This is a genomic window from Streptomyces sp. CA-179760, assembly GCF_050937045.1.
Taxonomy (GTDB): Bacteria; Actinomycetota; Actinomycetes; order Streptomycetales; family Streptomycetaceae; genus Streptomyces.
Genome location: NZ_JBNJLZ010000001.1, coordinates 5,677,200 through 5,700,214, shown reverse-complemented (window position 1 = coordinate 5,700,214; position 23,015 = coordinate 5,677,200). Strand labels below are relative to the sequence as shown.

General features: G+C 69.5%; 22 protein-coding genes and 2 pseudogenes. 15 read left to right on the top strand and 9 right to left on the bottom strand.

The features are described 5' to 3' along the window. Nucleotides 1-106: 106 nt before the first annotated feature. Both ACQEV8_RS25950 and def read left to right on the top strand, forming a co-directional pair. On the top strand, nucleotides 107-946 hold the full coding sequence (locus tag ACQEV8_RS25950) for a C40 family peptidase (RefSeq protein ID WP_432964588.1): 840 nt from the start codon (nucleotides 107-109) through the stop codon (nucleotides 944-946). Between the two features lie 281 nt (nucleotides 947-1,227). Next, complete coding sequence (gene def, locus ACQEV8_RS25945) at nucleotides 1,228-1,854, top strand: peptide deformylase (protein ID WP_432964585.1); 627 nt, start codon at nucleotides 1,228-1,230, stop codon at nucleotides 1,852-1,854. A gap of 23 nt (nucleotides 1,855-1,877) precedes the next feature. On the opposite strand, the pseudogene ACQEV8_RS25940 reads toward def, so the two are convergent. Then, nucleotides 1,878-3,172, bottom strand: a pseudogene (locus ACQEV8_RS25940) (geranylgeranyl reductase family protein). 49 nt (nucleotides 3,173-3,221) lie between these two features. Between ACQEV8_RS25940 and ACQEV8_RS25935 the strand changes: the two are divergent. Further along, nucleotides 3,222-3,581, top strand: a pseudogene (locus ACQEV8_RS25935) (GNAT family N-acetyltransferase); the annotation flags it as partial. Nucleotides 3,582-3,721: 140 nt separating this feature from the next. Further along, the gene (locus tag ACQEV8_RS25930) at nucleotides 3,722-4,033 is read left to right on the top strand and encodes a PASTA domain-containing protein (protein ID WP_189728562.1); all 312 of its coding nucleotides are present in this window, start codon (nucleotides 3,722-3,724) and stop codon (nucleotides 4,031-4,033) included. A 29-nt stretch (nucleotides 4,034-4,062) separates the two neighbouring features. Here the strand turns inward: ACQEV8_RS25930 and ACQEV8_RS25925 are convergent, their stop codons facing one another. The 4 genes from ACQEV8_RS25925 to ACQEV8_RS25910 all read right to left on the bottom strand — a co-directional run bounded on the left by ACQEV8_RS25925 (nucleotide 4,063) and on the right by ACQEV8_RS25910 (nucleotide 8,621). After that, nucleotides 4,063-4,758 carry a demethylmenaquinone methyltransferase gene (locus tag ACQEV8_RS25925; RefSeq protein ID WP_184591590.1) on the bottom strand — a complete coding sequence of 232 codons (696 nt, stop codon included), beginning with the start codon at nucleotides 4,756-4,758 and terminating at the stop codon, nucleotides 4,063-4,065. A gap of 63 nt (nucleotides 4,759-4,821) precedes the next feature. Then, nucleotides 4,822-5,907 (bottom strand): acyltransferase family protein, encoded by a 1,086-nt coding sequence (locus tag ACQEV8_RS25920; RefSeq protein ID WP_432964580.1) that lies wholly within the window; start codon nucleotides 5,905-5,907, stop codon nucleotides 4,822-4,824. Further along, on the bottom strand, nucleotides 5,907-8,135 hold the full coding sequence (locus tag ACQEV8_RS25915; protein ID WP_432964577.1) for a bifunctional polysaccharide deacetylase/glycosyltransferase family 2 protein: 2,229 nt from the start codon (nucleotides 8,133-8,135) through the stop codon (nucleotides 5,907-5,909). Before ACQEV8_RS25915 ends, ACQEV8_RS25920 begins: the two co-directional genes overlap by 1 nt. A gap of 60 nt (nucleotides 8,136-8,195) precedes the next feature. After that, nucleotides 8,196-8,621, bottom strand: a complete 426-nt coding sequence (locus tag ACQEV8_RS25910) for a hypothetical protein (RefSeq protein WP_432964574.1) — start codon at nucleotides 8,619-8,621, stop codon at nucleotides 8,196-8,198. 210 nt (nucleotides 8,622-8,831) lie between these two features. Between ACQEV8_RS25910 and ACQEV8_RS25905 the strand changes: the two genes are divergently transcribed. Then, the gene (locus ACQEV8_RS25905) at nucleotides 8,832-9,866 is read left to right on the top strand and encodes a chitinase (protein ID WP_432964571.1); all 1,035 of its coding nucleotides are present in this window, start codon (nucleotides 8,832-8,834) and stop codon (nucleotides 9,864-9,866) included. An 81-nt stretch (nucleotides 9,867-9,947) separates the two neighbouring features. On the opposite strand, the gene ACQEV8_RS25900 is transcribed toward ACQEV8_RS25905, so the two are convergent. The 4 genes from ACQEV8_RS25900 to ACQEV8_RS25885 all read right to left on the bottom strand — a co-directional run bounded on the left by ACQEV8_RS25900 (nucleotide 9,948) and on the right by ACQEV8_RS25885 (nucleotide 15,412). Continuing rightward, on the bottom strand, nucleotides 9,948-10,394 hold the full coding sequence (locus tag ACQEV8_RS25900; RefSeq protein WP_432964568.1) for a hypothetical protein: 447 nt from the start codon (nucleotides 10,392-10,394) through the stop codon (nucleotides 9,948-9,950). A 17-nt stretch (nucleotides 10,395-10,411) separates the two neighbouring features. Next, nucleotides 10,412-11,611, bottom strand: a complete 1,200-nt coding sequence (gene mqnC, locus ACQEV8_RS25895; RefSeq protein ID WP_382489173.1) for a cyclic dehypoxanthinyl futalosine synthase — start codon at nucleotides 11,609-11,611, stop codon at nucleotides 10,412-10,414. A gap of 70 nt (nucleotides 11,612-11,681) precedes the next feature. Beyond that, complete coding sequence (locus tag ACQEV8_RS25890) at nucleotides 11,682-12,410, bottom strand: prepilin peptidase (protein WP_432964563.1); 729 nt, start codon at nucleotides 12,408-12,410, stop codon at nucleotides 11,682-11,684. After that, entirely contained in the window at nucleotides 12,407-15,412 is a 3,006-nt protein-coding gene (locus ACQEV8_RS25885; RefSeq protein WP_432964560.1) for a BTAD domain-containing putative transcriptional regulator, read from the bottom strand. Before ACQEV8_RS25885 ends, ACQEV8_RS25890 begins: the two co-directional genes overlap by 4 nt. 318 nt (nucleotides 15,413-15,730) lie before the next feature. Between ACQEV8_RS25885 and ACQEV8_RS25880 the strand changes: the two genes are divergently transcribed. The 10 genes from ACQEV8_RS25880 to ACQEV8_RS25835 all read left to right on the top strand — a co-directional run bounded on the left by ACQEV8_RS25880 (nucleotide 15,731) and on the right by ACQEV8_RS25835 (nucleotide 22,972). After that, on the top strand, nucleotides 15,731-16,393 hold the full coding sequence (locus tag ACQEV8_RS25880; RefSeq protein ID WP_432964557.1) for a hypothetical protein: 663 nt from the start codon (nucleotides 15,731-15,733) through the stop codon (nucleotides 16,391-16,393). Beyond that, nucleotides 16,390-17,460, top strand: a complete 1,071-nt coding sequence (locus tag ACQEV8_RS25875) for a hypothetical protein (protein ID WP_432964553.1) — start codon at nucleotides 16,390-16,392, stop codon at nucleotides 17,458-17,460. The genes ACQEV8_RS25880 and ACQEV8_RS25875 overlap by 4 nt, the downstream gene beginning before the upstream one ends. Before the next feature lie 145 nt (nucleotides 17,461-17,605). Beyond that, nucleotides 17,606-18,256, top strand: coding sequence for a hypothetical protein (locus ACQEV8_RS25870; RefSeq protein ID WP_432964550.1), 651 nt, complete (start codon nucleotides 17,606-17,608; stop codon nucleotides 18,254-18,256). Beyond that, complete coding sequence (locus ACQEV8_RS25865) at nucleotides 18,253-19,338, top strand: hypothetical protein (RefSeq protein ID WP_432964547.1); 1,086 nt, start codon at nucleotides 18,253-18,255, stop codon at nucleotides 19,336-19,338. The genes ACQEV8_RS25870 and ACQEV8_RS25865 overlap by 4 nt, the downstream gene beginning before the upstream one ends. A 71-nt stretch (nucleotides 19,339-19,409) precedes the next feature. Further along, a complete protein-coding gene (locus tag ACQEV8_RS25860; RefSeq protein ID WP_432964544.1) occupies nucleotides 19,410-20,057 on the top strand; it encodes a hypothetical protein in 648 nt (215 codons plus the stop codon). 166 nt (nucleotides 20,058-20,223) lie between these two features. Next, nucleotides 20,224-20,886: a hypothetical protein gene (locus ACQEV8_RS25855; protein ID WP_432964541.1), complete on the top strand. Its 663-nt coding sequence runs from the start codon at nucleotides 20,224-20,226 to the stop codon at nucleotides 20,884-20,886. A gap of 110 nt (nucleotides 20,887-20,996) precedes the next feature. Beyond that, complete coding sequence (locus tag ACQEV8_RS25850; protein ID WP_432964538.1) at nucleotides 20,997-21,659, top strand: hypothetical protein; 663 nt, start codon at nucleotides 20,997-20,999, stop codon at nucleotides 21,657-21,659. A gap of 79 nt (nucleotides 21,660-21,738) precedes the next feature. Next, nucleotides 21,739-22,392, top strand: a complete 654-nt coding sequence (locus ACQEV8_RS25845; RefSeq protein ID WP_432964535.1) for a hypothetical protein — start codon at nucleotides 21,739-21,741, stop codon at nucleotides 22,390-22,392. After that, nucleotides 22,380-22,547 (top strand): hypothetical protein, encoded by a 168-nt coding sequence (locus tag ACQEV8_RS25840; RefSeq protein ID WP_432964532.1) that lies wholly within the window; start codon nucleotides 22,380-22,382, stop codon nucleotides 22,545-22,547. The genes ACQEV8_RS25845 and ACQEV8_RS25840 overlap by 13 nt, the downstream gene beginning before the upstream one ends. A gap of 26 nt (nucleotides 22,548-22,573) precedes the next feature. Continuing rightward, nucleotides 22,574-22,972, top strand: coding sequence for a hypothetical protein (locus ACQEV8_RS25835; RefSeq protein WP_432964529.1), 399 nt, complete (start codon nucleotides 22,574-22,576; stop codon nucleotides 22,970-22,972). Nucleotides 22,973-23,015 lie beyond the last annotated feature (43 nt).

Here is a 23,015-nt window from a genome sequence, read left to right as displayed (position 1 = left end):
TCACGGTGCGCCCGCAATGTCCGTTACGGCGTCAATAAAGGGCCTCGAACGGGGGTTTTGAGGGGCTGATTGAACAACTGTGGCGCAGCACACGTTTCTTGAAGATATGAAGGAGCCCCTGGTACCGGTTGTTCCCATGTCCCACACCGCTCACATACGCAGCCACCGGAAACCCCGCCGCAGTGCGACCTCGACGATCGCCGTGCGTGCCGGAGTCACCGGTGGCATTCTCAGCATGGCAGCGGCGGGTGCGTCGGCCTCGGCGAACGCCGCCGAGCCGGTGACGCAGACCATCGAACTGCCCACTCTGACGGCCGACATGTCCACTCAGGTCGCCCAGTCCGCGGCCGCCACCCAGCAGGCGGCCGCGAACTACGAGCTGCGCGCCGAGCGTGACGCCGCCGCCGCCAAGGCCGCCACCGAGGCCAAGAAGGACCTCGCCGAGGCCAAGAAGAAGGCGGAGGCCAAGAAGAAGGCCGCCGAGGAAGCCCGCAAGGCCGCCGCCGAGCGAGCCACGCGCAGCGCAGAGCGAGCCACCCTCACCGCCTCCGCCTCCGCGTCCGCCTCCACGTCGGTGTCGGCGCCGTCCAGCGGCAGCGTCGCGACCGTCATCGCCTTCCTCAAGGCGCAGGTGGGCGACGCCTACGTCATGGGTGCCACCGGTCCCAGCGCCTGGGACTGCTCTTCCCTCGTGCAGGCCGCGTACAAGCAGGTTGGTGTGGATCTGCCGCGCGTCTCGCAGGACCAGTCGATGTCCGGCACCGACGTGCCGCTGTCCAGCGTCCAGGTCGGCGACATCCTCTACTGGGGCGGCAAGGGTTCCGCGTACCACGTGGGTGTCTACATCGGAGACGGCCAGTACCTGGACGCGGCCAACCCGTCCAAGGGCGTCGTCATCCAGGACCTTTCGGGCTACCCGGCGTCGGGCGCGGTCCGCGTCCTCTGAGTCCTCTGATCTCACGCGCACGGGCTTGAGGGCCGCTGCCTCTCGGAGGCGGCGGCCCTCCCCCGTACTGTGCGCGCCCTCTCCTGCCGCCCTGACGGCGTTCTCCCGGCTTGTGCGGGCTCGGAGGTCTCCCGCCCCCTGAAACCGGCCGAGCCGGCCGCAGGGGTGCCCCGAGTGGCTTCTGAGGCCTTCTTCCGCGTGGCCGGACTGCGCCTGGAACGGTCGCGGGCCGTCTGCTGTCATGAGTGCCCTCAGCAGGAACGGCATTCGAGGAGAGACAGATGCCCAGCGTCTTCGTGCAAGGACGGCCCGTCGACTCGTACCCGCGGCTCGCGCCCGAGGCCCGGCGCGGGAAGGTCCGGCGCATCACCGAGGCCGGCGAGGAGGTCCTGCGCAAACCGTGCCGGGACGTCACCGAGTTCGGGCCGGACCTCGCCGCACTCATCGACGACATGTTCCTGACGATGTACATCGCGGACGGGGCCGGACTCGCGGCGAACCAGGTCGGTGTCGACCTGCGACTGTTCGTGTACGACTGCCCGGACGACGACGGGGTGCGGCACGTCGGGCACATCGTCAACCCGGTCCTCGATCCGCTCGACGCCGCTCAACGGAGGCTGCTCGACGAGGGCGAGGGGTGCCTGTCGGTGCCGGGCGCGACCATGGTCGTACCGCGGCCGGACCGGGCCGTCGTGCGCGGGTTCGACAGGGACGGCGAGCCGGTCGTGGTCGAGGGCACGGGGTACTTCGCGCGCTGCCTCGCCCACGAGGCCGACCACTGCGCCGGGCGGCTCTATCTGGACCGGCTCTCCGAGCGGGAGCGGAAGGACGCGCTGCGGCAGGTGGCGGACCGGCGGGACGAGGTGCTCGCGCGCCGGGCCGCCAACGTCGAGGCGCTGAGTGCCTGATCCTGGCGGAGCACCGCGCGTGATCAGGCCTTCGGGGCCACCTTGCTCAGCCCGTTGATGATGCGGTCCATCGCGTCGCCCCCGGTCGGGTCCGTGAGGTTCGCGAGGAGCTTCAGCGTGAACTTCATCAGCATCGGGTGCGTGAGACCGCGCTGCGTGGCGATCTGCATGACCTTCGGATTGCCGATGAGCTTCACGAAGGCGCGGCCGAGCGTGTAGTAGCCGCCGTAGGTGTCCTTGAGCACGCGCGGGTAGCGCTGGAGCGCCAGTTCGCGCCGGGCCGGGGTGGAGCGGGCGTGGGCCTGGACGATGACGTCGGCGGCGATCTGGCCGGACTCCATGGCGTAGGCGATGCCCTCGCCGTTGAAGGGGTTCACCAGGCCGCCGGCGTCGCCGACGAGCAGCAGGCCCTTGGTGTAGTGCGGCTGGCGGTTGAAGGCCATGGGCAGGGCGGCGCCGCGGATCGGTCCTGTCATGTTGTCGGGGGTGTAGCCCCAGTCCTCCGGCATGGACGCGCACCAGGCCTTCAGGACCTCGCGCCAGTCCAGCTCCTTGAAGGAGTCGGAGGTGTTGAGCACGCCCAGGCCGACGTTCGAGGTGCCGTCGCCCATGCCGAAGATCCAGCCGTAGCCGGGCAGGAGCCGGTCCTCCCCGGACCTCGGCGGTCCCAGAGCTCCAGCCAGGACTCCAGGTAGTCGTCCTCGTGCCGGGGGCTCTCGAAGTACGTCCTTACGGCCACGCCCATCGGGCGGTCCTCGCGGCGGTGCAATCCCATCGCGAGGGACAGGCGGGTGGAGTTGCCGTCGGCCGCCACGACGAGCGGCGCGTGGAAGGTGACCTCGCGCTTGTCCTCACCGAGCTTGGCGTGCACGCCGGTGATCCGGCCCGTGCGGTCGTCGATGATCGGGGCGCCGACGTTGCAGCGCTCGAACAGCCGGGCGCCCGCCTTCTGGGCCTGCCGGGCGAGCTGGTCGTCGAAGTCGTCGCGCTTGCGGACGAGGCCGTAGTCGGGGAAGGAGGCGAGATCCGGCCAGTCGAGCTGGAGCCGCACTCCGCCGCCGATGATCCGCAGGCCCTTGTTGCGCAGCCAGCCCGCCTCCTCCGAGATGTCGATGCCCATCGCCACGAGCTGTTTGACGGCGCGCGGGGTGAGGCCGTCGCCGCAGACCTTCTCGCGCGGGAACGCGGTCTTCTCCAGCAGGAGGACGTCGAGTCCCGCCTTGGCGAGGTGGTAGGCGGTCGTGGAGCCGGCCGGCCCCGCGCCCACGACGACCACATCGGCGGTGTTCTCGGAGAGAGGCTCGGTCACGACGGTCACGGCGGGATCTCCCCAAGCTTCGGAATCTGTGTGCCGGCCGGCACAGGACATGGGCAGTCTATGCAGCGGCATTCATCACCGGCTGAAGGGATGCCCCGTAAACCGAGCCCTCCCCGCTGTGCGGCTTCGCTTGCCCACTGACGAGGGCGCGTTCGCCTGGCACCGGATCTTCGACGACCCGGATGTCATGGAGCTCCACGGCGGAAAGGCCGCCGAACCGTCGGTCCACGAGGAGCTCACCACCCGCCGGCGCCGGCAGGACGCCGAGCGCGGCTACTGCCTGTGGACCAGGCTCGACGAGGCCGGTCGGGTCGTCGGCTTCACCGGCGGCCGGCCCTGGGAGCGGGACTGGGGGCCGAAGGGCGAGATCGAGAAGTCGACGCGGGCGGGGCACTGCTGGCGGCTCGGCCCCGTGAGACGACTCCGTCACCCCGCGTAGTCGACTGTCACAGAAAGACATCCGTCGCTTCCGGCCGATGCGGGACCGGAGTTACCCTTCCTGTACCGCTGGGGGTGACATCTGTGCAGATATCCCGCAAAGCACCCGAAGTGCGCGTACCGCGTCTGGTCGGTCTGATGGCCGTGGACGCGCGCGAGACGGCCCGGGCGCGGGGCCTGTTCCTCAACGCGCCGGACCGGCCCGACTTCCATCTCGCCGTGGTCGACTACGTCGTACGCCAGTACCCGCAGCCCGAGGCCGAGGTGCCGCGGGACTCGATGGTCTACGTCTGGTTCGACTTCGGCCCCGGCGAGGGCGGCGGAGGCGTGCACGAGCCGCGGATCCCGAGACCGCCCAGGGGCGGACTCCAACGGGAACTGGACGAGCCGGGCGACCCGTACATGGTCCTCAGCTCCCCGTAGCGGCCGGCTGCCCGTACGGGGCCGGGGGCTCAGCTCTCCTTGAAGCCCCGGTGCAGGGCCACGATCCCGCCGCTCAGGTTGCGCCAGGCCACCCGCGACCAGCCGGCCTTGCCCAGCCGCTCCGCCAGCGCGGGCTGGTCGGGCCAGGCCCGGATGGACTCGGCGAGGTAGACGTAGGCGTCGGGGTTGGAGGACACGGCCCGGGCGACCGGCGGCAGGGCGCGCATCAGGTACTCGGTGTAGACCGTGCGGAACGGCGCCCACGTCGGGTGCGAGAACTCGCAGATCACGATCCGCCCGCCGGGCCGGGTCACGCGCTGCATCTCCCGCAGGGCCGCGTCCGTGTCCTGCACGTTGCGCAGCCCGAAGGAGATGGTGACGGCGTCGAAGGTGTCGTCCTTGAAGGGGAGCCGCGTCGCGTCGCCGGCGGTGTAGGGCAGCCAGGGGCGGCGCTGCTTGCCGACCTGGAGCATGCCCTGGGAGAAGTCGCACGGGACGACGTAGGCACCGGTCTGCGCGAAGGGCAGCGAGGAGGTGCCCGTGCCCGCCGCCAGGTCGAGGACCTTCTGCGCGGGGCGCGCGTCGACCGCCTTGGCGACCTCCTTGCGCCAGCGCCGGTCCTGGCCGAGGGACAGCACGTCGTTGGTCAGGTCGTACCGTTCCGCCACGTCGTCGAACATCGAGGCGACTTCGTGCGGCTGCTTGTCCAGGGATGCGCGGGTCACGGGCCCATTCTTGCAGCACCCCCTCAAGAGGCCTTGCAGGGTCCGCGAAGGGCCCCCGCGTCCTCATGGCAGGAGCCTGGGCTTCTTCCGCGCCGCCACGTCCTCCACCCACCCGCACAGCACCACGAACACCGCGATCAGCACCCAGCCGACACCGAACATGAACCACTGGTTGTCCAGCGGCAGGTACGCCTCGAAGGCGGGCACGTCCCAGAACCGGTCGATCAGCGGTACGGCGAGGATCAGGGCGATCTCGTGCCAGAGGTAGAGCGTCACGGCCCGCGCGTTGAACACCGTGACGAGCCGGTCCAGCAGCCGGAACCGGGCGAGCCCCGCGAAGTCGGTCCGGAAGCGGGCCTTGGCGTACATCAGGAACGTCACGAACCCGGCCGACCAGAAGGCCTGCGCGAGCGGGTTCTCGTCGAGGTCGTACGTGCCGTACCCGGCCTGGTGCGCGAGGGCGTACCAGCCGCCGAACGCGAGAGCCGCCGACGCGAGCGGGAGCAGCGCGGCGGGCTTCAGCCGGGCCAGTACGCCGTCGTGGTGCGCGAAGCCGAGGAGCCAGCAGAACAGGAACGTCGCCAGGTCCCACAGCGCGGCGCCGAGCCGGTCGTCCGGCGGCTGCCACACGAACTGGAAGGCCAGGATCGGCAGGAGGGACGCGAGCAGGACCGGGACGGGGGCGAGCCGGAAGAGCCTCAGCAGGAGCGGGGAGAGGAACACGAACCACAGATACGTCCGCAGGTACCAGAGGATCTCCCAGGCCTGCTCGCCCCAGGCGCTGCCCGGCGGGTCGCCGAGCGGCACCACCCAGTAGACGATCTGCCAGCCCGGCATCCAGCCGTGCACCAGCATCGCGCCCACCACGAACACGCCCCAGAACCAGAAGGGCGGCAGCAGTCTGCGGACGCGGCTCCTGATCACCGTGAGCGCGGGGCACTGGAGCGACCTCGCCATGAGGGTGCCGGCGAGGGCGAACATGACCCCCATGGAGGGGAAGACCAGCCCGGCCCAGGCCCAGCCGAAGGTGTGGTACGTGACGACGCGGACCAGGGCGACGGCCCGCAGCGTGTCGAAGTAGCGGTCCCGCACCGGGCGGGCGACGGCTTCCGGGAGCGCCCGCTCGGCCGTCCTGCTGTGCGCCCCCATCAGCCCGCCCCCGCCGGGGTGCCGACCTCGCCGGTCCGCTTCAGCTTCTGCCAGCGCAGCCGGCCGCCGGTGAGAGCGGTGACGCAGGAGTGGATGAGGACGAGGTACATCATCTGCCGGTAGGCCAGTTGCTGGAGCGGCATCATCAGCAGGTAGCGGTACTTCTCGCGGTCCAGGCGGAAGGCGTACGCCGCGCACACCAGCTGGACCCCGAGCACCGCGAGCCAGGCCAGCAGCGCCGCCTTGAAGTCGATGAAGATCATCGAGTAGGCCGTGAACACGTCGATCAGCGGCGCGAAGACCGGCGTGACGATCTGGAACAGCACCACCAGCGGCATGCCGACCCGCCCGAAACGCCCCGAAGGCCCCTTGTCCGTGAGCGACTTGCGGTGCTTCCACAGCGCCTGCATCGTGCCGTACGACCAGCGGTAGCGCTGGGACCACAGCTGCTTGAGCGAGCCCGGCGCCTCGGTCCAGGCGCGTGCGTGCTCCTGGTAGACGACCCGCCGGCCGGCGCGGTGCATCGCGATGGTGATGTCGGTGTCCTCGGCGAGGGTGTCCTCGCTCATGCCCCCGGCCTGGAGCACCGCCTCGCGGCGGAACGCGCCGATCGCGCCGGGGATGGTCGGCATGCAGCGCAGCAGGTCGTACATGCGCCGGTCGAGGTTGAAGCCCATCACGTACTCGATGTGCTGCCAGGCGCCGATGACGGTGGTGCGGTTGCCGACCTTGGCGTTGCCCGCGACCGCGCCGACCTCCGGGTCGGCGAAGGGCTGGACGAGCTGCCGTACGGTGTCCGGCTCGAAGACGGTGTCGCCGTCCATCATCACGACGATGTCGTGAGCCGCGTTCCGTACGCCGTTGTTGAGGGCGGCCGGCTTGCCCGCGTTGGCCTGGCGGACGACGCGCACGTTGGGCATGCCGAGGGACTCGGCGATCTCGGCCGTGCCGTCCGTGGAGCCGTCGTCCACGACGATGACCTCGATCGGGTGCGTGCTCCGCGCAAGCGAGGCGAGGGTGTTGGCGATGCACTCCTTCTCGTTGTACGCCGGGACGATCACGCTCACCGGCCGGGTGACCGTCGGCCCCCAGCTGAAGCGGCGTCTGTTGCGCAGGCGGTAGTGGCGGCGGGCGAGGACGAGCATCATCCCGAAGCGGCCCATGACCGCCACGCCGACCACCATCAGGCCGACGGACAGCGTCGGCACGGCCCACTCGGCGACGGCCACGGCCGCGACCAGGGCCTTGCCCTCGTAGAGGATCGCGCCGGTGGCCTCGCGGTGGGCGGCCTGGAGGGTGCTCGCGGTTCCCTGAGGACCGTTCGCGGTTCCCTGAGAACCGTCCGCCGCGCTCTGGGGTCCTCCGGCTCCGGGCTGCTGCCCTTGTCCGCCGCCGCGCCCCTGCTCCTTGACCCCGCTGATGGTGGTGAAGGTGTACCCCTTCGCCCGCATCTTCTCGATGTACCGCGGCAGCGCCTTGATCGTCTGCGAGCGCTCGCCGCCCGCGTCGTGGAAGAGGACCGACGCGCCCATGTTCTTCTTCGGCGTGGCCCACTGGACGATCTTCGAGACGCCCGGCCGCTTCCAGTCGTCGCTGTCGGTGTCGACGAAGACGCTGGTGTAGCCGTCCTGGCCGAGCTTCTTGTAGACGGGCCAGCTGTAGTTGTCGATGGCATCCGTCTCCGAGGAGTACGGCGCCCGGAACAGGGTGGTCGTGATGCCGGCGGCGCCCGCCAGCGCGAGCTGGGTCTGCTCCATCTCGCGCCGGACCCGGGCGTCGCTCTGGTACGACAGGTCGACGTGCGTGAAGGTGTGGATCCCCACCTCGTGGCCCTGCCCGACCATGTCCGACACGATGCCCGGGTAGCGCGACACCATCGAGCCGACCAGGAAGAACGTGGCGGGCACGTCGTACTTCTCGAGGATCGCCAGCACCTGGGGCGTCCAGGTCGGGTTGGGGCCGTCGTCGAAGGTGAGCGCGATCGTCTTGTCCGGGACGGAGACGGTCTTGGCCTGCCCGCCGCGCAAGGTGACGATGGGCCCGCCGTCCAGGACGTCGTCCGGGACGTCGCTCGAACTGGCCCCGGTGCGCACGCGCTGGTCGCCGCCGACCTCGGCGCGCAGATAGCCGTCGAGGAGCATCACGCAGATCAGCGCGAGCAGGAGCAGCAGGGCGAGGATGACGCGCGGCTTCTGCAGCGCGGCGGCCTTGCCGGCGGCCCGCTCCATCCGGGTGGGGGCGCGGCGGCGGCCGCGGGAGGGGTGGTCGTGGTCATACGGCGGCCCCGGTCAGTCGGAGCCCGCGCCGGCGGCAGCGGAGGCCGAGGCGGACGGGGACGTGGCGGACGGGGATGTACGGGGACCGGCGGCGGCGCCGTCTTCGGTGACCCGGGGCGGCGCCGACGGGGCACCGCTCGGCGGGGCGGCGCCCGGGCCGCCGGGCCCGCCGCCCTGCGCCCCGCCTCCGCCGGGCCCGCCGCCCGCGAACGGCAGCAGCTGCGACGGTGTCAGCGAGGTGCCCCAGCCCATGAAGGCCGCGCCGAGCACGCCCGCGTACCCGAGGCAGACGACCCCCAGGAGGAGACCGATCCGGCGCAGCAGCCGGGCCCGGCGTCCGGAGTTGTCAACGAACACGGGCCCTTCGGCGGACTCGCTGCCGCGTTTGCGGCGGCGACCGCGGGTGACGCGGCTTTCAATGGCAGGCTCGGAATGCATTCCCCGGACGTTAGGCAGCACTTATGTGCCCTAAACTCGATTCTTATGTGAGGAGCCCGTGAGAAACGGCTGAAGCTGTCCTTTCCCTGAGAGTTCTCGGGAGCGCCTGCGAAAACCTCTCCGGGCACTCACCCTCGTGAGACGTTTGCGGCCGGGAAACGTACTGGGCGTTTGGACCGTTACGACCTCACGAGAACGGGAGCGTGCGCTATGAGGAGTCACCGGCAGCGGGCGGCGGTCGGACTGGGCTGTCTGCTCGCCCTGGCCACCGCGGCCTGCTCCGAGCAGGGCGAGGCGGCCCGCCCGGCACCCTCGGGATCAGCCGCGCCCAGTACGTCGTCGCCCTCCGCCGGTTCCGGCACCTCGCGTACGACCTCGTACGCCCCCTACGTCAGCGCCACCGACGCGGCCGCCACCGACTCCGCGGGCTCCCCGACGACGTACAACCTGGCCTTCGTGCTGGCCGGCGGCAGCGGCTGCACCCCGCGCTGGGACGGCAAGGACGCCCTCGGCGACTCGGCGGTGAAGTCCCGTATCGCGAAGCTCAAGGAGGACGGCGGTCAGGTCCGGGTCTCCTTCGGCGGCGCCTCCGGCAAGGAACTCGCGGCGGCCTGCGACAGCGCGCCGGAGCTGGCGGCGGCGTACGGCGAGGCCCTCGACGCGGCCGGTGCCACCCGGGCCGACTTCGACATCGAGGGCGACGAACTGGCCGACTCCGCTTCCATAGAGGTGCGTTCGAAGGCGATCGCGCTGCTGCAGAAGGAGCGTACGGATCTGGAGGTCTCCTTCACGCTGCCCGTCATGCCCTCCGGCCTGGGCAAGGACAGCCTGACGCTCCTCGCCTCCGCCAACGACAACGGCGTACAGGTCGCCACGGTCAATCTGATGACGATGAACTACGGCTCATCGTTCGACGGCGACATGGGCGGCTACGCCCTCGCGGCCGCCAAGGCCTCGCACACCCAGTTGAAGAAGGTCTTCGGCACGTCGGACGCGGCCGCCTGGCGGGGCATGGCGCTCACCTCGATGATCGGTGTCAACGACGTCGCCGGCGAGACCTTCACGCTCGCCGACGCCGCCGAAGTCCGTTCCTTCGCCGAGGACAAGGGCATCGGGTGGGTGTCGATGTGGTCGGCGGCCCGGGACCGGCAGTGCGCGGACGGGGCGAAGACCGACAAGCCGGCGACCGACTGCAGTGGGGTGAAGCAGAGTTCGGGGGCGTTCGCGGAGAAGTTCTCGGGCTGACGCCGTATCAGCGGTATCAAGGGCCGTCGGCTCAGCGGCCGTCGGCCCACGGCAGCTCAGCGGCCGTCGGCCCACGGCAGCTCAGCGCCGCCGGTGCACCAGCCGCCCCGCGCACACCGTCGCGACGCACTCCCCCGCCTCGTCGAAGACGGCGAGGTCGGCGCGGCCGGTCGGGACGAGGACGGTGTTGCGTGTCCGCGGCAGGACGACGACGTCGTTGCGCTCGGCGGCGGCCCGGAGTTCCGCCGAGTCGACGTACTCCTCCAGGACCGCCACCGCGCCGAGCTTCAGCACCGCGTGGACACGCTCGCGCGGGCTCGGGGCGTCCGGGAGCGGGCCCTCGTGGACGTGGGCGGGGCCGAGGGTCCCGGGCCAGCTGCGCACCCGGGCCTTCGGGAACGCCTCGCGCACGTCGTCGAGTTTCCCGACGGCACCGATCCGGTCCCGTCCGACGACCACGGCGCCGTTCTTGACGGCATCGGAGTCCCAGGTGACACGGACCGCTTCCGCCGTGTGAATCGTCTCCAACTCTTCCCCGCCGCAGGCTAGTTGGGGGCGAGCAGCTTGAGCTCGGGGTGAGCCGTGCCGCCTTCGATGGCCGTGGACGAGATGTGCGAGGCCACGCGGTCGTCGGCGGGGTCGTTCGCCGGGTCGTCGTGCACGACGAGGTGCTCGTACGTGGTAGCCCGCTGGGCGGGCACCCGCCCGGCCTTGCGGATCAGGTCGATGATCTCCAGCCGGTTGGAGCGGTGCTTGGCGCCGGCCGACGACACCACGTTCTCCTCCAGCATGATCGAGCCGAGGTCGTCGGCGCCGTAGTGCAGGGAGAGCTGGCCGACCTCCTTGCCCGTGGTCAGCCAGGAGCCCTGGATGTGGGCGATGTTGTCCATGAACAGCCGGGCGATCGCGATCATCCGCAGGTACTCGAAGAGCGTGGCCTGCGTGCGGCCCTTCAGGTGGTTGTTCTCGGGCTGGTAGGTGTACGGGATGAAGGCGCGGAAGCCGCCCGTGCGGTCCTGTACGTCACGGATCATCCGCAGGTGCTCGATGCGCTCGGCGTTGGTCTCGCCGGTGCCCATCAGCATGGTGGACGTCGACTCCACGCCCAGCCCGTGCGCGATCTCCATGATCTCCAGCCAGCGCTCGCCGGACTCCTTCAGCGGGGCGATGGCCTTGCGGGGCCGCTCGGGCAGCAGCTCGGCACCCGCACCGGCGAACGAGTCGAGCCCGGCGGCGTGGATGCGCTGGATGGCTTCCTCGACCGACACCTTCGAAATCCTGGCCATGTGCTCGACCTCGGACGCCCCCAGGCTGTGGATGACCAGCTGCGGGAAGGCCTGCTTGATGGCGGAGAAGTGCTTCTCGTAGTACTCGACGCCGTAGTCCGGGTGGTGTCCGCCCTGGAACATGATCTGCGTGCCGCCCAGCTCGACGGTCTCGGCGCACCGGCGCAGGATGTCGTCGAGGTCGCGCGTCCAGCCCTTGGCGGTGTCCTTGGGAGCGGCGTAGAAGGCGCAGAAGCGGCACGCCGTCACGCAGACGTTCGTGTAGTTGATGTTGCGCTCGATGATGTACGTCGCGATGTGCTCGGTGCCGGCGTACCGGCGGCGGCGTACAGCGTCGGCGGCGGCGCCCAGCGCGTGCAACGGGGCGTCCCGGTACAACACGAGCGCCTCGTCCGGGGTGATCCGCCCACCGGCGGCTGCGCGGTCGAGGATGGGCTGAAGGTCGGCCTTCTCGGTCACCGGGCGTCCCTTTCGTAAGGGTTGTGGACGGACCAGCCCAGCGTACGCCAGAGGCCGGAAGAGCAGGACGTCAGGCCGTGTACGCCCCCACGAGCAGCCCCAGCAGGGCGCCCGTGACCAGGAACGGCCCGAACGCGATCGCCGTCTTGCGCGAGGCTCGCCGCGCGACCACGAGGGCGCCGCCGTACAGTGCGCCCAGCAGGAACCCGGCGAAGGTGCCGAGCATCACGGTCGGCCAGCCGTACCAGCCGAGGACCGCCCCCGCGCCCAGGGCGAGTTTGACGTCCCCGAAGCCCATCCCGGCGGGGTTGATGAGGAACAGTACGAAGTAGCCGCCGCCGAGCGCGAGCGAGCCGAGCAGGGCGGTCGTCCACTCCCCCGCGTGCTCGGGCACGAGCGCGGTGAGGCCGAGCAGGGCCAGCGCGGCCCCGGCGAACGGGAGCGTGAGGGGGTCGGGCAGCCGCCGCACCCGGAAGTCGACGGCCGTCAGCAGGACCCCGACGGGGGCGAGCAGCAGCCAGACGCCGAGCTCGGGACGGGTGCCGGTGGCTGCGGCGAGGGCGGCGCAGACGAGGGCGGTGGCGATCATCAGGGGTGCCGTGCGCGGCCCGTAGCCGCCTGCCTCGCACCGGGGGCACGAAGCACGCCCCAGCCAGCCCTTGAGTGGATGCTCCCCGGGGCAGCTGTCCCGCCACGGCTCGCCCGCGGGGGCCGAGAAACGATAGGCCGCGCGCGGCAGGAACGACCCCGCCGCCGCGCCCCAGAGCGCGGCGGCGATGATCAGCAGCCCGGTGTTCATCCCACCGCGGCGATCGCGTCGCGCCAGGCCGGCAGCAGCTCGTCGAGCAGTGCCTCGGTGCGCGGCGGCAGGCCGCGGGCCCCGCTGCGACCGATGAGATCGGTGGCGAGCGCGGTGAGCTGGGACGTGTCCCCGGTGGCGTGGGTGGCGCGCAGCAGCTCGTGCCACAGGCGCTCGTCGGCCGGGGCGGTGCGCAACGCCGCGTTCAGGGCCTCGATGGCCTTCTCCGCGCGGTTCTTCTCCATGTGGAACTCGCACAGCGCGAGCCCGGTGTCCGCGACCAGCAGCGGCAGCTGGGCGTCGACGATCTCGTGGGTGAGCCACCGGTAGCGGCCCTCGGGCCGGTCGGCGAGCAGCGGCCCGCGCACCAACACGAGCGCGTCGGTGAGCAGCCGCCCGCGCACGGCCCGGCTGTCGACGCCCTTGCCCTGCGTGGCCTCGTGGTAGAGCGAGCGCAGCACGTCCAGGTCGGAGACGACGGACTTGGCGAGCATGAGCCGCCCCGTCCGGTCCCGGCCGAGGCGGGGTGTGCCGTCCGGGTCGGCGCCGAGCCACACCCGCAGCCGGTCCAGGAGCGCGTCCCGTACGTCGTCGGTGACGCCGCGCGGCCACAGCGCGGAGGCCAGCACGCGCGGGTGCACGCCCTCGCGGTGCAGGAGCAGCAGGGCGAGCGCCTCGTGCAGCAGCGGGCTGCGCTCCCCGTCCGGGGTGTCCAGGCCGATGATCTCGTACGGCCCGACGAGACGGGCGTAGACGGCCGGCCGCCCGTGCTCGCTGATGTCGACGAGGAACGGCGGGGCGGTGACGGGCCCGTTCGTCTCGCGCTCGGGGTCGGCGTCGGTGAACAGCTCGACCACGGCGCGCTGTTGGGCGGCGGGCAGCAGCTGGGCGTCGAGTTCGAGCCCGAGCAGGGGCGCGAGCAGCTTGCCCTGACCGGTGATCTCCATCTCCCAGGCGGCGCCCGGCAGATCGCCGGTCTCGGTGCCGACGAGGTAACCGATGCCGAGGCGCCCGGCGTCGGCGGCGAGTTCGGCGAGCTTGACGGCGTCCTCGGCGGACGGGTGGGCGGCGAGGAGGACGAGGTGCGGGGCCCAGCGGGTGTGCTGGGCGGGCCCGGTGCGGCCGGTGAGCACGGAGTCGTGCCCGGCCGCGCCCAGGGCACCGCGCCGCTGCCGCGTCTCGGCCTCCATGGTCTCGACGAGCGCCTCGATGTCCTCGAGGTGCCGGATCCGGTTCGGGGCGAGCGGCGTCAGGTCCTCCCCGAAGCCGACGAGCGTGATGGTCATGCGGTCGGACCACCCGTTGGTCGCCAACTCGGCGGCGACGGAAGCGAAGACGGCGGCCCGGTCGGCCTCCCGGCCGCTCAGCGAGACGATGCCGGGCACCGCCTCCAGGTTGAGCAGCAGCCGCGAGTCGTCCATGGTGCCGAGGCTGACGAGCCCCGGGTACGGAGCGGCCGTGTCGGTGTCCTCGTAGCGCTCGGCGTCGGTCCTGGCCAGCATCCAGAAGGTCTGGTCCTGCCCCTGCTGCCAGGGAGCGGGCGGTTTCCCGGCGGGCTGGGCGAGCTGGAGGTGCAGGTCGCCGTTGCTCAGCCAGGCCGCGTAGACGACCGGCAGCGCGCGCGACTCCTCGGCGAGGGAGGCGGCGAGCCCCCGCAGGCTCCGGTCGAGCAGCCGTACGCCCTCGGGGTCGGCGCCGACGAGCAGCGCGTCCTGGACGTCCTGGGCGTCCCCGTCCGGCGTCGGCGGTTCCATGCCGCGCCGCCCGCCGACGGCCCCGAACGCCGACTGCCACAGCGCCTGCCGGCGCCGCCGCCCCAGGGCGCCGAGGAGACCGGCGGCGAGAAGGGGCGCGGTGAGCAGGGCCTCGGGAAGACCGAAGGAGCTGTCGGACTCGGCGCCGACGCCGGTGGCCTGCTGGTGCCCGGTGTCCGGGGCGGGCCGCTGCTCGGGAAGGGACACCTGGGCGGCACCACCGCCGCCGGCACCACCGGCGTGCTCGTGACCGCCGCCCTGGGCCCCGGAGCCCCCTCCGCCCTGGGCGTGATCGCCGCTCTGGGCGTAGTCGCTGATCTGCTGCTGCACATCGGGCGACACGTTGGGAGCCTCGTCGGGCATCTCGACGAGGTCGCCGCCGCGCGCGTCGCCCGGCATCTCCATGATCCAGCCGGGCCGGATGAGACTGGCTTCGGAGAGCTTGGAACCGTCCGGCTGGACGCGGTCCTTGTTGAGCTCGAAGATCTCCTTGTAGCGACGCCCGTCACCGAGGTGCCGGTCCGCTATCTCCCACAGGGAGTCGTGGTGACGACCCTCGGGCGGCTGGATCCGGTAGTACTTCGTGTCGCCCTGCTTGGCGGTGCTGCCGCCGGCCTCCGCGTGCGAGGCGGCGTGCGAGGCCTGCTCGGCGAGGGCGGACGCGGTGTCGGCGGCCTGCTCCTGCTGCTGGGCGAAGAGACCGCCCGGGGTCTGCTGGGCCGAGGCGACGGTGGGCTTCTGGTTGGCGTCGTAGGTCTGCCCGAGCTGCGACAGCCCGGGCGCGAAGCTGGCGGCCGTGGCGCCGACGAGCAGCAGCGCGGCGACGAGCTGCCGCGCGAGCAACTGACTGGGCCCGGCGCCCGGTACGCGTCCCGGCACACCGACACCGGACAGCGCGGCCTTCATCTCGACGAGCACGCAGGCGGTGAACTGCGCCCACGCCAGCCACACCACGACGGTGAGGATGTGCAGGAACGTCTGAACGGTGATCTCTTGCTGCAGCCAGTCGAGGCTCGGCACCCCGTTCGGCAGCGGCCACCCGATCTGTGTGGCCAGCGCGCCCGGCACGCCCACGAGCAGCACGGCCAGGGCGACGAAGGCGAAGAACGCCTTGACGAAGTCCCCGAACGACCGCCGCCGGATCCTCACCGGCTGCGGTGTCCGGTTCCTCGGGGCCGTGGTCGGGGCCGTCGCTCCCGTAGTACTTCCCGTCGAGCTTGACGAGCTTGAGGTGCGGCGTCGCGGCATGGCGGGTGTCCTGGGGTCGTGTGTGGAGTGCCGTGAGGCAGAGCTGTGAAGTAAGGGGTGTGCTGAGCCTACAGAGATCTTATGGACTCGTATGGAGGTCGTCGAAGGGCGCAGGGAAGGAACCAAGTTGGCGTCCGATTTGCCCCTGTAGCGGGTTGCGCTCACGCGGGTGGCCGGACCACCGGAACGACCTCCTTCGCAACTGCCACGCATTCCCCTCACGCACCCCACACAATCCACCATGGTCATTCAAGGGGGAACACACAGCCCCTGATAGCTTCGTTCCCTGTCGCACACGCCAACCTCGGGGGAGAAATCGTGGCCCGCCGCGCTCTGACCACCACAGCCGCAGTGTTCGCCACCACGGCGGCACTTCTGCTCACCGCATGCGGCGGGGGCAGCGATGACACGTCGTCGGACGACATCGAGGGGGCGGCGGAAGGGAGTTCGAAGAGCCCGTCGGCCTCCGCGTCCGACTCTGCCGCCGGGGCCGGCCGTCCGGACGTCAGCGTGCCGAAGGACCTGAAGCTGGTCTTCGACTTCGACAAGCCGTCCGACCCGGAGCAGGCGGCGGCGCTTTCCGACGCCGAGAACTACATGCGCGCGCTGAAGCACGGCATCGCCGAGCAGGATGTGGATGATCCGGCGTATCGGTTCTATTCCGGCGCACAGGCCTCGCAGTACGCCAAGTCGCAGATCGAGACCTGGGTCAAGGGCGGGTGGACCGTCACGGGGACGGACAAGTACTACGACGCAGACGTCACCCCCATGAAGGACCGCAAGACCGTCCTCGTCTCGTTCTGCCGGAACCAGGCCAAGTTCTACGGCAGGGAGATCAAGTCCAAGAAGGTCCTCTACACCAAGGAGAGCCTGGACAGTTACCAGTCGTGGAAGCTGCTCATGATCCCGCCGTCCGGCTCCTCGCAGGTCTGGAAGACCGGAAACGTCGAGGTCATCGGCAAGGCGAAGCAGTGCCGATGACGACACATTCACGGCGGACAGTGAGGTGGGGTGCCGCCCTGGGCGCGGCCGCGATGCTGTGGCCCGGCGGAGTCGCCCATGCCGACGCGCCTACGGAAGACACCACCACCCCCTCGACTCCCCCTGCTTCGGGCAACGCGAACGACCAGGAAGTCTCCGCTGCCGTCTCCAGGATCAGGGTCACTCAGAAGAGCGGCCCCACCGGCGGCAAGCAGGGATCCCTCTCCTCGACGGACGTGAGCTGGGAACCCCCGCCCTGCTGGTACGAACCCGTGATGACGCCGGAGCAGCTCAAGAAGTTCTCGGAGACGGGCGTCGCCCTGGGGCATGTCAGCCCCCACACCTCCTGGGGCGGCCAGAAGCTGTGGACGGACCACTACCGGGACGGCAAGGACGCCTACAACTACGAGGACGACTCCCTCATCACCCGCAAGGGCTACGACGACTACAACCTCGGCAAGGACGGCTACTTCTGGCGCGGCGTGGCCCGCGACCCGGACTCGTTCGACTGCGAGCGCGTCATGTTCTGGCAGGACGCCGGCAAGATCCCCGACATACCGAACGCCCCCACGCCCGAGACCCTCGCCGACTACGCCTACGACAAGGTCAAGGTCCCGGACACGAAGGTCGAGCTCAAGCCGCAGGCCAAGTCCACGGTCAACCTGCCCACTTGGGCATGGCTGGACAAGGGCACCTTCCAGGACGTCAAGGTCCGCGCCGAACTCCCCAACACAGACCTGTGGGCCGAGACGACCGCCAAGCCCGTCGCCCTCCACCTGGAGCCGGGCACGGACAACGCCGAAACCTTCCCCGCCTCCGGCGACTGCCAGATCAACGACGACGGCTCGATCGGCACCCCGTACACCAAGGGCAGAGCGGAGACGACCCCACCGTGCGGCGTCCGCTACCTCCACGCCACGAACGGCACGCCCTACCGACTCTCCGCCAGCATCACCTGGCAGATCAGCTGGGAAGGCTCGGGCGGCACCGGCGGCGACCTCCCCGACGGCACCTTCGAGACCACTCAGGACATGAACGTCCAGGAGATCCAGTCGATCAACCGCTGACCACCGAACGCGACGTCGTTCGCAGTGGCCACGCCACACTCCTCACCTTCCCCACACGATCCACCACTACCTCTCAAGAAGCCGCTACGCACCCCTGATAGCTTCGTTCCCTGCCGCACACGCCGAACACCGGGGGAGACGAACCGTGGCACGCCGCGCTCTGACCACCACCGCCGCCACGCTGACCGCGGCAGCGGCACTGCTGCTCACCGCCTGTGGTGGGGGTGACGACACATCGTCAGAGGACATCAAGGGTGCGGGCAGCGGAGCGAACAGCCCCTCGGCTTCCCCGTCTGCCGTCTCCGGTCAACCGGATGTCGGTCTGCCGAGTGACCTCAAGGTCGAGTTCGACATCCCGAAGCCGTCGGACGCGCGCCACGCGACGGCCCTCGACAGCGCGGAGAAGTACATCCTGGCCCTGAATCACGGCATCACGGCCCAGGACCCCGAGGATCCGGCATACCGTTTCTACTCGCTGGGAAACGCCGCCAAGTACGCCAAGTCGCAGATTCAGGCATGGGTCGACGACGGCTGGACGGCCACGGGAACGGACAGCTACTACCAGGGCAGGACCGATGACGTCGGCACGTCCGACGGCGTCCTCGTCACGATGTGCCGAGACCAGGGCAAGTTCTACGGCAAGAACGTAGAGACGAAGAAGATCCGGTACACGAAGGAAAGCCTCACCGACTTCCAGGAGTTCCGCCTTCTGATGAAGCCGCCCCAGGGGTCCCAGAAAGTCTGGAAGGTTCTCCAGATCGAGGTGCAGGGGCGGGTCGCGGACTGCCGGCGATGAACTGCACACGACGCGCTTTGGCCTGGTCCGCCGCATTGACCGTGGCAGCCGTACTGGGATCGGGCAGCACCGCGAACGCCGCAGGGCCAGGAGACAACACGAACGTGCCACCGGCCGACGAGCAGGGCGGCGGCACGGACGGCAAGGGCGGCCTGTCGGCCTCCGTCTCCAACATCAAGCTCTCGTACCCGAGTGGTGGAGGTGGCGGCGGCGAGGAGGGCAACCTCGGTACGGTCGACCCCGACTGGAAGCCCCCGGCCTGCTGGTACGAGCCGACCTTCAGCCCGGCGCAGCTGAAGAGGTTCGTGGACTCGGATGGCAGTGGAGACGTCGGCATTCACGAGTCCTGGATCGGCAAGGGACTGTGGACCGATCACTACCGGGACGGCAAGCCCGCGGACAACTTCGACATGCACGCGCCGACGAACAGCTCGGCCGAGGGCTACAAGGATTACAACCTCGGCAAGGACGGGTACTTCTGGCGCGGCGTTGCCCCCGACCCGAGCGACCCGGATTCCTGGGACTGCGGCCGCATCATGTTCTGGGTCGAGGCCGGTGGGATGCCGGACGACCCGAACGCGCCCACTCCCAAGACGCTCGCCGAGTACGCCTACAACAAGGTCAAGGTCCCGGACACCAAGGTCGAACTGAAGCCGGAAGGCAAGTCCACGGTCAACCTGCCCACGTGGGTGTGGCTGGACAAGGGCACCTTCAAGGACGTCAAGGTCCGCGCCGAACTCCCGAACACGGGCCTGTGGGCCGAGACGACAGCCAAGCCGGTCGCCCTGCACCTGGAGCCGGGCACCGAGGACGCCGAGGTCTTCCCGGCTTCCGGCGACTGCGAGATCAACGACGACGGCAGCATCGGCGCCCCCTATACCAAGGGCGATGCTGACAAGACGCCGCCGTGCGGCATCCGCTACCAGCGGGCGACCGACGGCACCCCGTACCAGCTCTCGGCCAGTGTCACGTGGCAGATCACCTGGGAGGGCTCCGACGGTTCTGGCGGCGACCTGCCCGACGGCACGTTCGAGACCACGCAGGACATGAACGTCCAGGAGATTCAGTCGATCAACCGCTGACCACGGATCTGACACCGTTCACAACTGCTTCGTTCCTTGCCGCACACACCGAACACCCGGGGAGACGACCCGTGGCACGCCGCGCCCTGACCACCACCGCCGCCGCGCTGGCCGTGACCGCCGCATTGCTCCTCACCGCCTGCGGTGGGGGTGGCGAAGAGTCGCCGGACGACTCCAAGGGCGCGGACACGAAGTCGAGCCCGTCGGCAACGGCATCGACATCGGCGCCGTCCGGCCCCGAGCGCCCCGAGATCACCATCCCGAGCAGCTTCCAGCTGACCTTCGAGAGCTGGACGAGCAGCGACCCCGTCCGGCAGGCGGTACTCGACGACGCCAAGGAGGAGGTACGGGCCGGATACGCGGCGATCATCGCGAACGACCCTGACAGCGAGGCCGTCGCCTTCTACGACACCGAAGGTGTTCGCGGGCTGACCAAGCAGTGGATCAAGTCCTACACGGACAAGAACCTCACCGTCATCGGCCGGCTTCCCGCCTTCGACCCCAAGATCACCCTGGCCGAAACCGGCGAGGGGGCCTCGCTCACCTATTGCACGGACGAGAGCGAAGCGAAGACCCGGGATCGCGAGACCGGCAAGGTCGAAGGGAACCCGGCAGGCACCAGTCCTTACGTCGTCTACTCGGTCTCCCTGGTGAAGAACGAGCAGGGCGTGTGGCAGAACTCGTCGGTGCACTCCGAACGGGGCGGATGCTCCAAGTGAGGGCGCCCCATGCCGGGCGACACCCGTGAGTGCGGCACCGGACTTCCGGCTCCACTTCCCATCTCACAGGGCGGTAGGCCGTTGTATCGCCGACAGCTCGGCTCCCGGGGTTCGCAACCGCCACGCCATACCCAGGACGACGATCGAACATCGAGGGAGAACGCCAGTGGCCCGCCGCACGCTTGAAGCGACAGCCGCCACGCTCACCGCGGCAGCTGCCCTGCTGCTCACCGCCTGTGGCAGCGGAGCCGAACCGCCGGAAGAACCCAAGGGAGCGCGGGAAACGGGCACTCGTTCCGCTTCGCCCACAGGAACGAAACGGACCCATGCCGAACGCCCCGACGTCAGCCTCCCGAAGGACCTTGACCTCGTCTTTGACTTCGACAGGCCGTCGGATCAGGACAGCGCGACAGCCCTTGACGACGCCGCGAACTACATCCGGGCGCTGAACCACGGCATCACCAAGCAGGATCCAGAGGATCCCGCCTTCCAGTTCTATTCGTCCGGCCAGGCTGCCCAGTACGCGCACTCGCAGATCAAGGAGTACGCGGACGGCGGCTGGACCCTCACAGGCCAGGACCGGTACTACCAGGCCGAAGCGAAACCATTCGACGAATCGCAGAAGGTCAAGACAATCAGCGTCACCTTCTGTGAAGACCAGTCCAAGGTTTACGGCAAAGAAGTCAAGTCCGAGAAGATTCACCGCACGCGGGAAAGCCTCGCCAGCTACCAGAGGTTCACAGTCCTCCTGGCATTCGTAAAGGGCAAGCCCGGGTGGCGCGCCCAGCAGGTCACCGTCGAGGAAGAGGCGGAGGAATGCCGAAGCTGACCGCTTCCAGGCGCTCGAGTTCCTCTGCGACCTTGGAGACGGACCCCTCTTCTGTACCGTCAGCCCCGCCACGCCGACAAGCCGTCCCTAGTGAAGAGGGGTACCACGATATGGCACTACCAGAGCGCTACCGGGTCGAGTTCGCGAGTGGCACCGCCGCCTCAGTGGCGAAGCGCCGTTCCTTTCGTGACCTCGAACGCAACGATATTGAACCCGCTTTGCCCGGCTGGCCGCCTCAACGGGCTTTCGCAGTGCGAGGGTTCTTCGGCAAGCTCGGCCGCCACGCGCTGACCGCCGTGAGCGGGCTCTTGATGCTGCCGCTTTACATCATCGCCGATGCCCTTGGCAGTCCCGCATCGCCCGATAGGCGGGGAAAGCTGGAGGAGCGTGCGAACGAAGTCGACGACTTCCCCGTCATGTGGGCGGGCGTGGGCGAGACAGCTCGTAGGCTGCCCTGGCAGCTCGACCCCTCCCGGCGATCCTGGCGCACCGTGACCGAGATCGAACCGGCAGGGGCGGACGGAGTGGTGCGCATTCTGTCGTACGAGGCCACGGTGCGAGGCAATCGGTTTGTTTCATGGGGCGATGGCGAGAGGGTTCCGGGGTCCGAGACCGTCCTGTGGACTTCGCCTCGGACAGACATCGCCGGTGCGGAGATCAAGCGATTCAGCGTGGCCGAGTCCGACTTCAAGGTCTCCTTCCGGGATGGTTCGTGGGCTCGGCTGACGAGTTCGCCGTCCGGGGCTCAGAGAATCGTCGCTCTGCTCAGCTGAGGGAAGCCCGAGGGAGAGTGAGCAACGCCGTTCACAACCGCCACGCCTCACTCCTCCCTCCCCAACAGAAAGGTCAACCGTGACCTGCCGCCCTCTGACCACGACTGCCACAGCGTTCGCCACGGCGGCGGCGCTGCTTCTGACCGCGTGCGGCGGGGGCGACGATCCGGCGTCGGGCGACACCGACAGGGCCAGCAGCGGTTCGATCAGCCCGCCGCCCGCCGTTTCGGAGTCGTCCACGGCACCCGGCGTCGAGCGCCCGGTGATCAAGCTCCCCAGCAGCTTCCAGCTCTCTTTCGAGGACTGGACGAGCAGCGACCCTGTGAAGCAGGCCGTACTCAACGACGGGAAGGAACAGCTCCGGGCCGGGTACGAGGCGATCATCGAGAACGACCCCGAGAGCAAGAACCGCGCCTTCTACGACACGAAGAACGGCTTCCTGCAGAGCCGGCAGTGGATAAGGATCTACACGGACAAGAACCTCACCGTCATCGGCAAGTTGCCCGTGTTCGACTCCAAGGTCACCCTCGCCAAGGACAAAGCAGCGGCGTCCCTCTCCTACTGCACCGACGAGAGCAAAGCCTCCACGAAGAACCGCAAGACCGGCGAGGTAAAGGGGAACCCGGCGGGCACGGACCCCGAGGTCCTCTATGTGATCTCCATGGGCAAGAGCGCCCAGGGTGTGTGGCAGGCGGTGTCCGCCCGCTCGGAGCGGGGTGGATGCGCACGGTGAGGTATGGCATCTGCGGATTCCTCCTGCCGCGTCAACTGGGCGAGGGGGCGCCGAACGACTGGACGCCGCGTCCCGCCAGTTGGTACGGCGAGGGCCCCTTCACACCGCGCATCCTGGACTCCAGAGTGTGGCTCACTTTCCTCCCCCTGGCCTGAGGACCGCATCGCTACAAGGAGCCTCGATGATTCGCCCCGTTGGATTCTTTTCTGAACTCTCCCCCGGTTGGGGGATGACCGAGACCGGCTCGATCAAGGATGCCGTCAGGGCCTCGGGCGAGCCGGACGAGAACAGAATTCTCGAGTACCTAAGAAGGGGAACTGGAATCTGGAGTGAGATGAGTGCGGGACCGGACGTCCTTGACCACGGCGCACCGCTCCTGCCGGGAATCGGATCACTCTTCACTGATGGCACATGGATCTGGCGCGAGGATCTCCCCTACTATGTGACCAAGTACCACCTTTCACTACCTGACGATTTCGTAGAACACATCAGGGCCCTGAGCTACGAGGCCCCGCCAGTATCCGAGAGCAGGTTGATCGAAATTGCGACACAGGACCTCGGAATCGGCATAGGGAGATAGGTTCACGGATCGGAAAGACACGTTGCAATGATGCCTAGATCCT

Excerpts from the sequence above, each read along its gene's own strand:
- ACQEV8_RS25920 (WP_432964580.1), bottom strand. The coding sequence starts at position 5,907 with ATGGGGGCGCACAGCAGGACGGCCGAGCGGGCGCTCCCGGAAGCCGTC.
- ACQEV8_RS25890 (WP_432964563.1), bottom strand. The coding sequence starts at position 12,410 with ATGAACACCGGGCTGCTGATCATCGCCGCCGCGCTCTGGGGCGCGGCG.
- ACQEV8_RS25950 (WP_432964588.1), top strand. The coding sequence starts at position 107 with ATGAAGGAGCCCCTGGTACCGGTTGTTCCCATGTCCCACACCGCTCAC.
- ACQEV8_RS25840 (WP_432964532.1), top strand. The coding sequence starts at position 22,380 with ATGCGCACGGTGAGGTATGGCATCTGCGGATTCCTCCTGCCGCGTCAA.
- ACQEV8_RS25875 (WP_432964553.1), top strand. The coding sequence starts at position 16,390 with ATGACGACACATTCACGGCGGACAGTGAGGTGGGGTGCCGCCCTGGGC.
- ACQEV8_RS25850 (WP_432964538.1), top strand. The coding sequence starts at position 20,997 with ATGGCACTACCAGAGCGCTACCGGGTCGAGTTCGCGAGTGGCACCGCC.
- ACQEV8_RS25910 (WP_432964574.1), bottom strand. The coding sequence starts at position 8,621 with ATGCATTCCGAGCCTGCCATTGAAAGCCGCGTCACCCGCGGTCGCCGC.
- ACQEV8_RS25905 (WP_432964571.1), top strand. The coding sequence starts at position 8,832 with ATGAGGAGTCACCGGCAGCGGGCGGCGGTCGGACTGGGCTGTCTGCTC.
- ACQEV8_RS25885 (WP_432964560.1), bottom strand. The coding sequence starts at position 15,412 with ATGCCGCGACGCCGCACCTCAAGCTCGTCAAGCTCGACGGGAAGTACT.
- def (WP_432964585.1), top strand. The coding sequence starts at position 1,228 with ATGCCCAGCGTCTTCGTGCAAGGACGGCCCGTCGACTCGTACCCGCGG.
- ACQEV8_RS25865 (WP_432964547.1), top strand. The coding sequence starts at position 18,253 with ATGAACTGCACACGACGCGCTTTGGCCTGGTCCGCCGCATTGACCGTG.
- ACQEV8_RS25915 (WP_432964577.1), bottom strand. The coding sequence starts at position 8,135 with ATGGAGCGGGCCGCCGGCAAGGCCGCCGCGCTGCAGAAGCCGCGCGTC.
- ACQEV8_RS25835 (WP_432964529.1), top strand. The coding sequence starts at position 22,574 with ATGATTCGCCCCGTTGGATTCTTTTCTGAACTCTCCCCCGGTTGGGGG.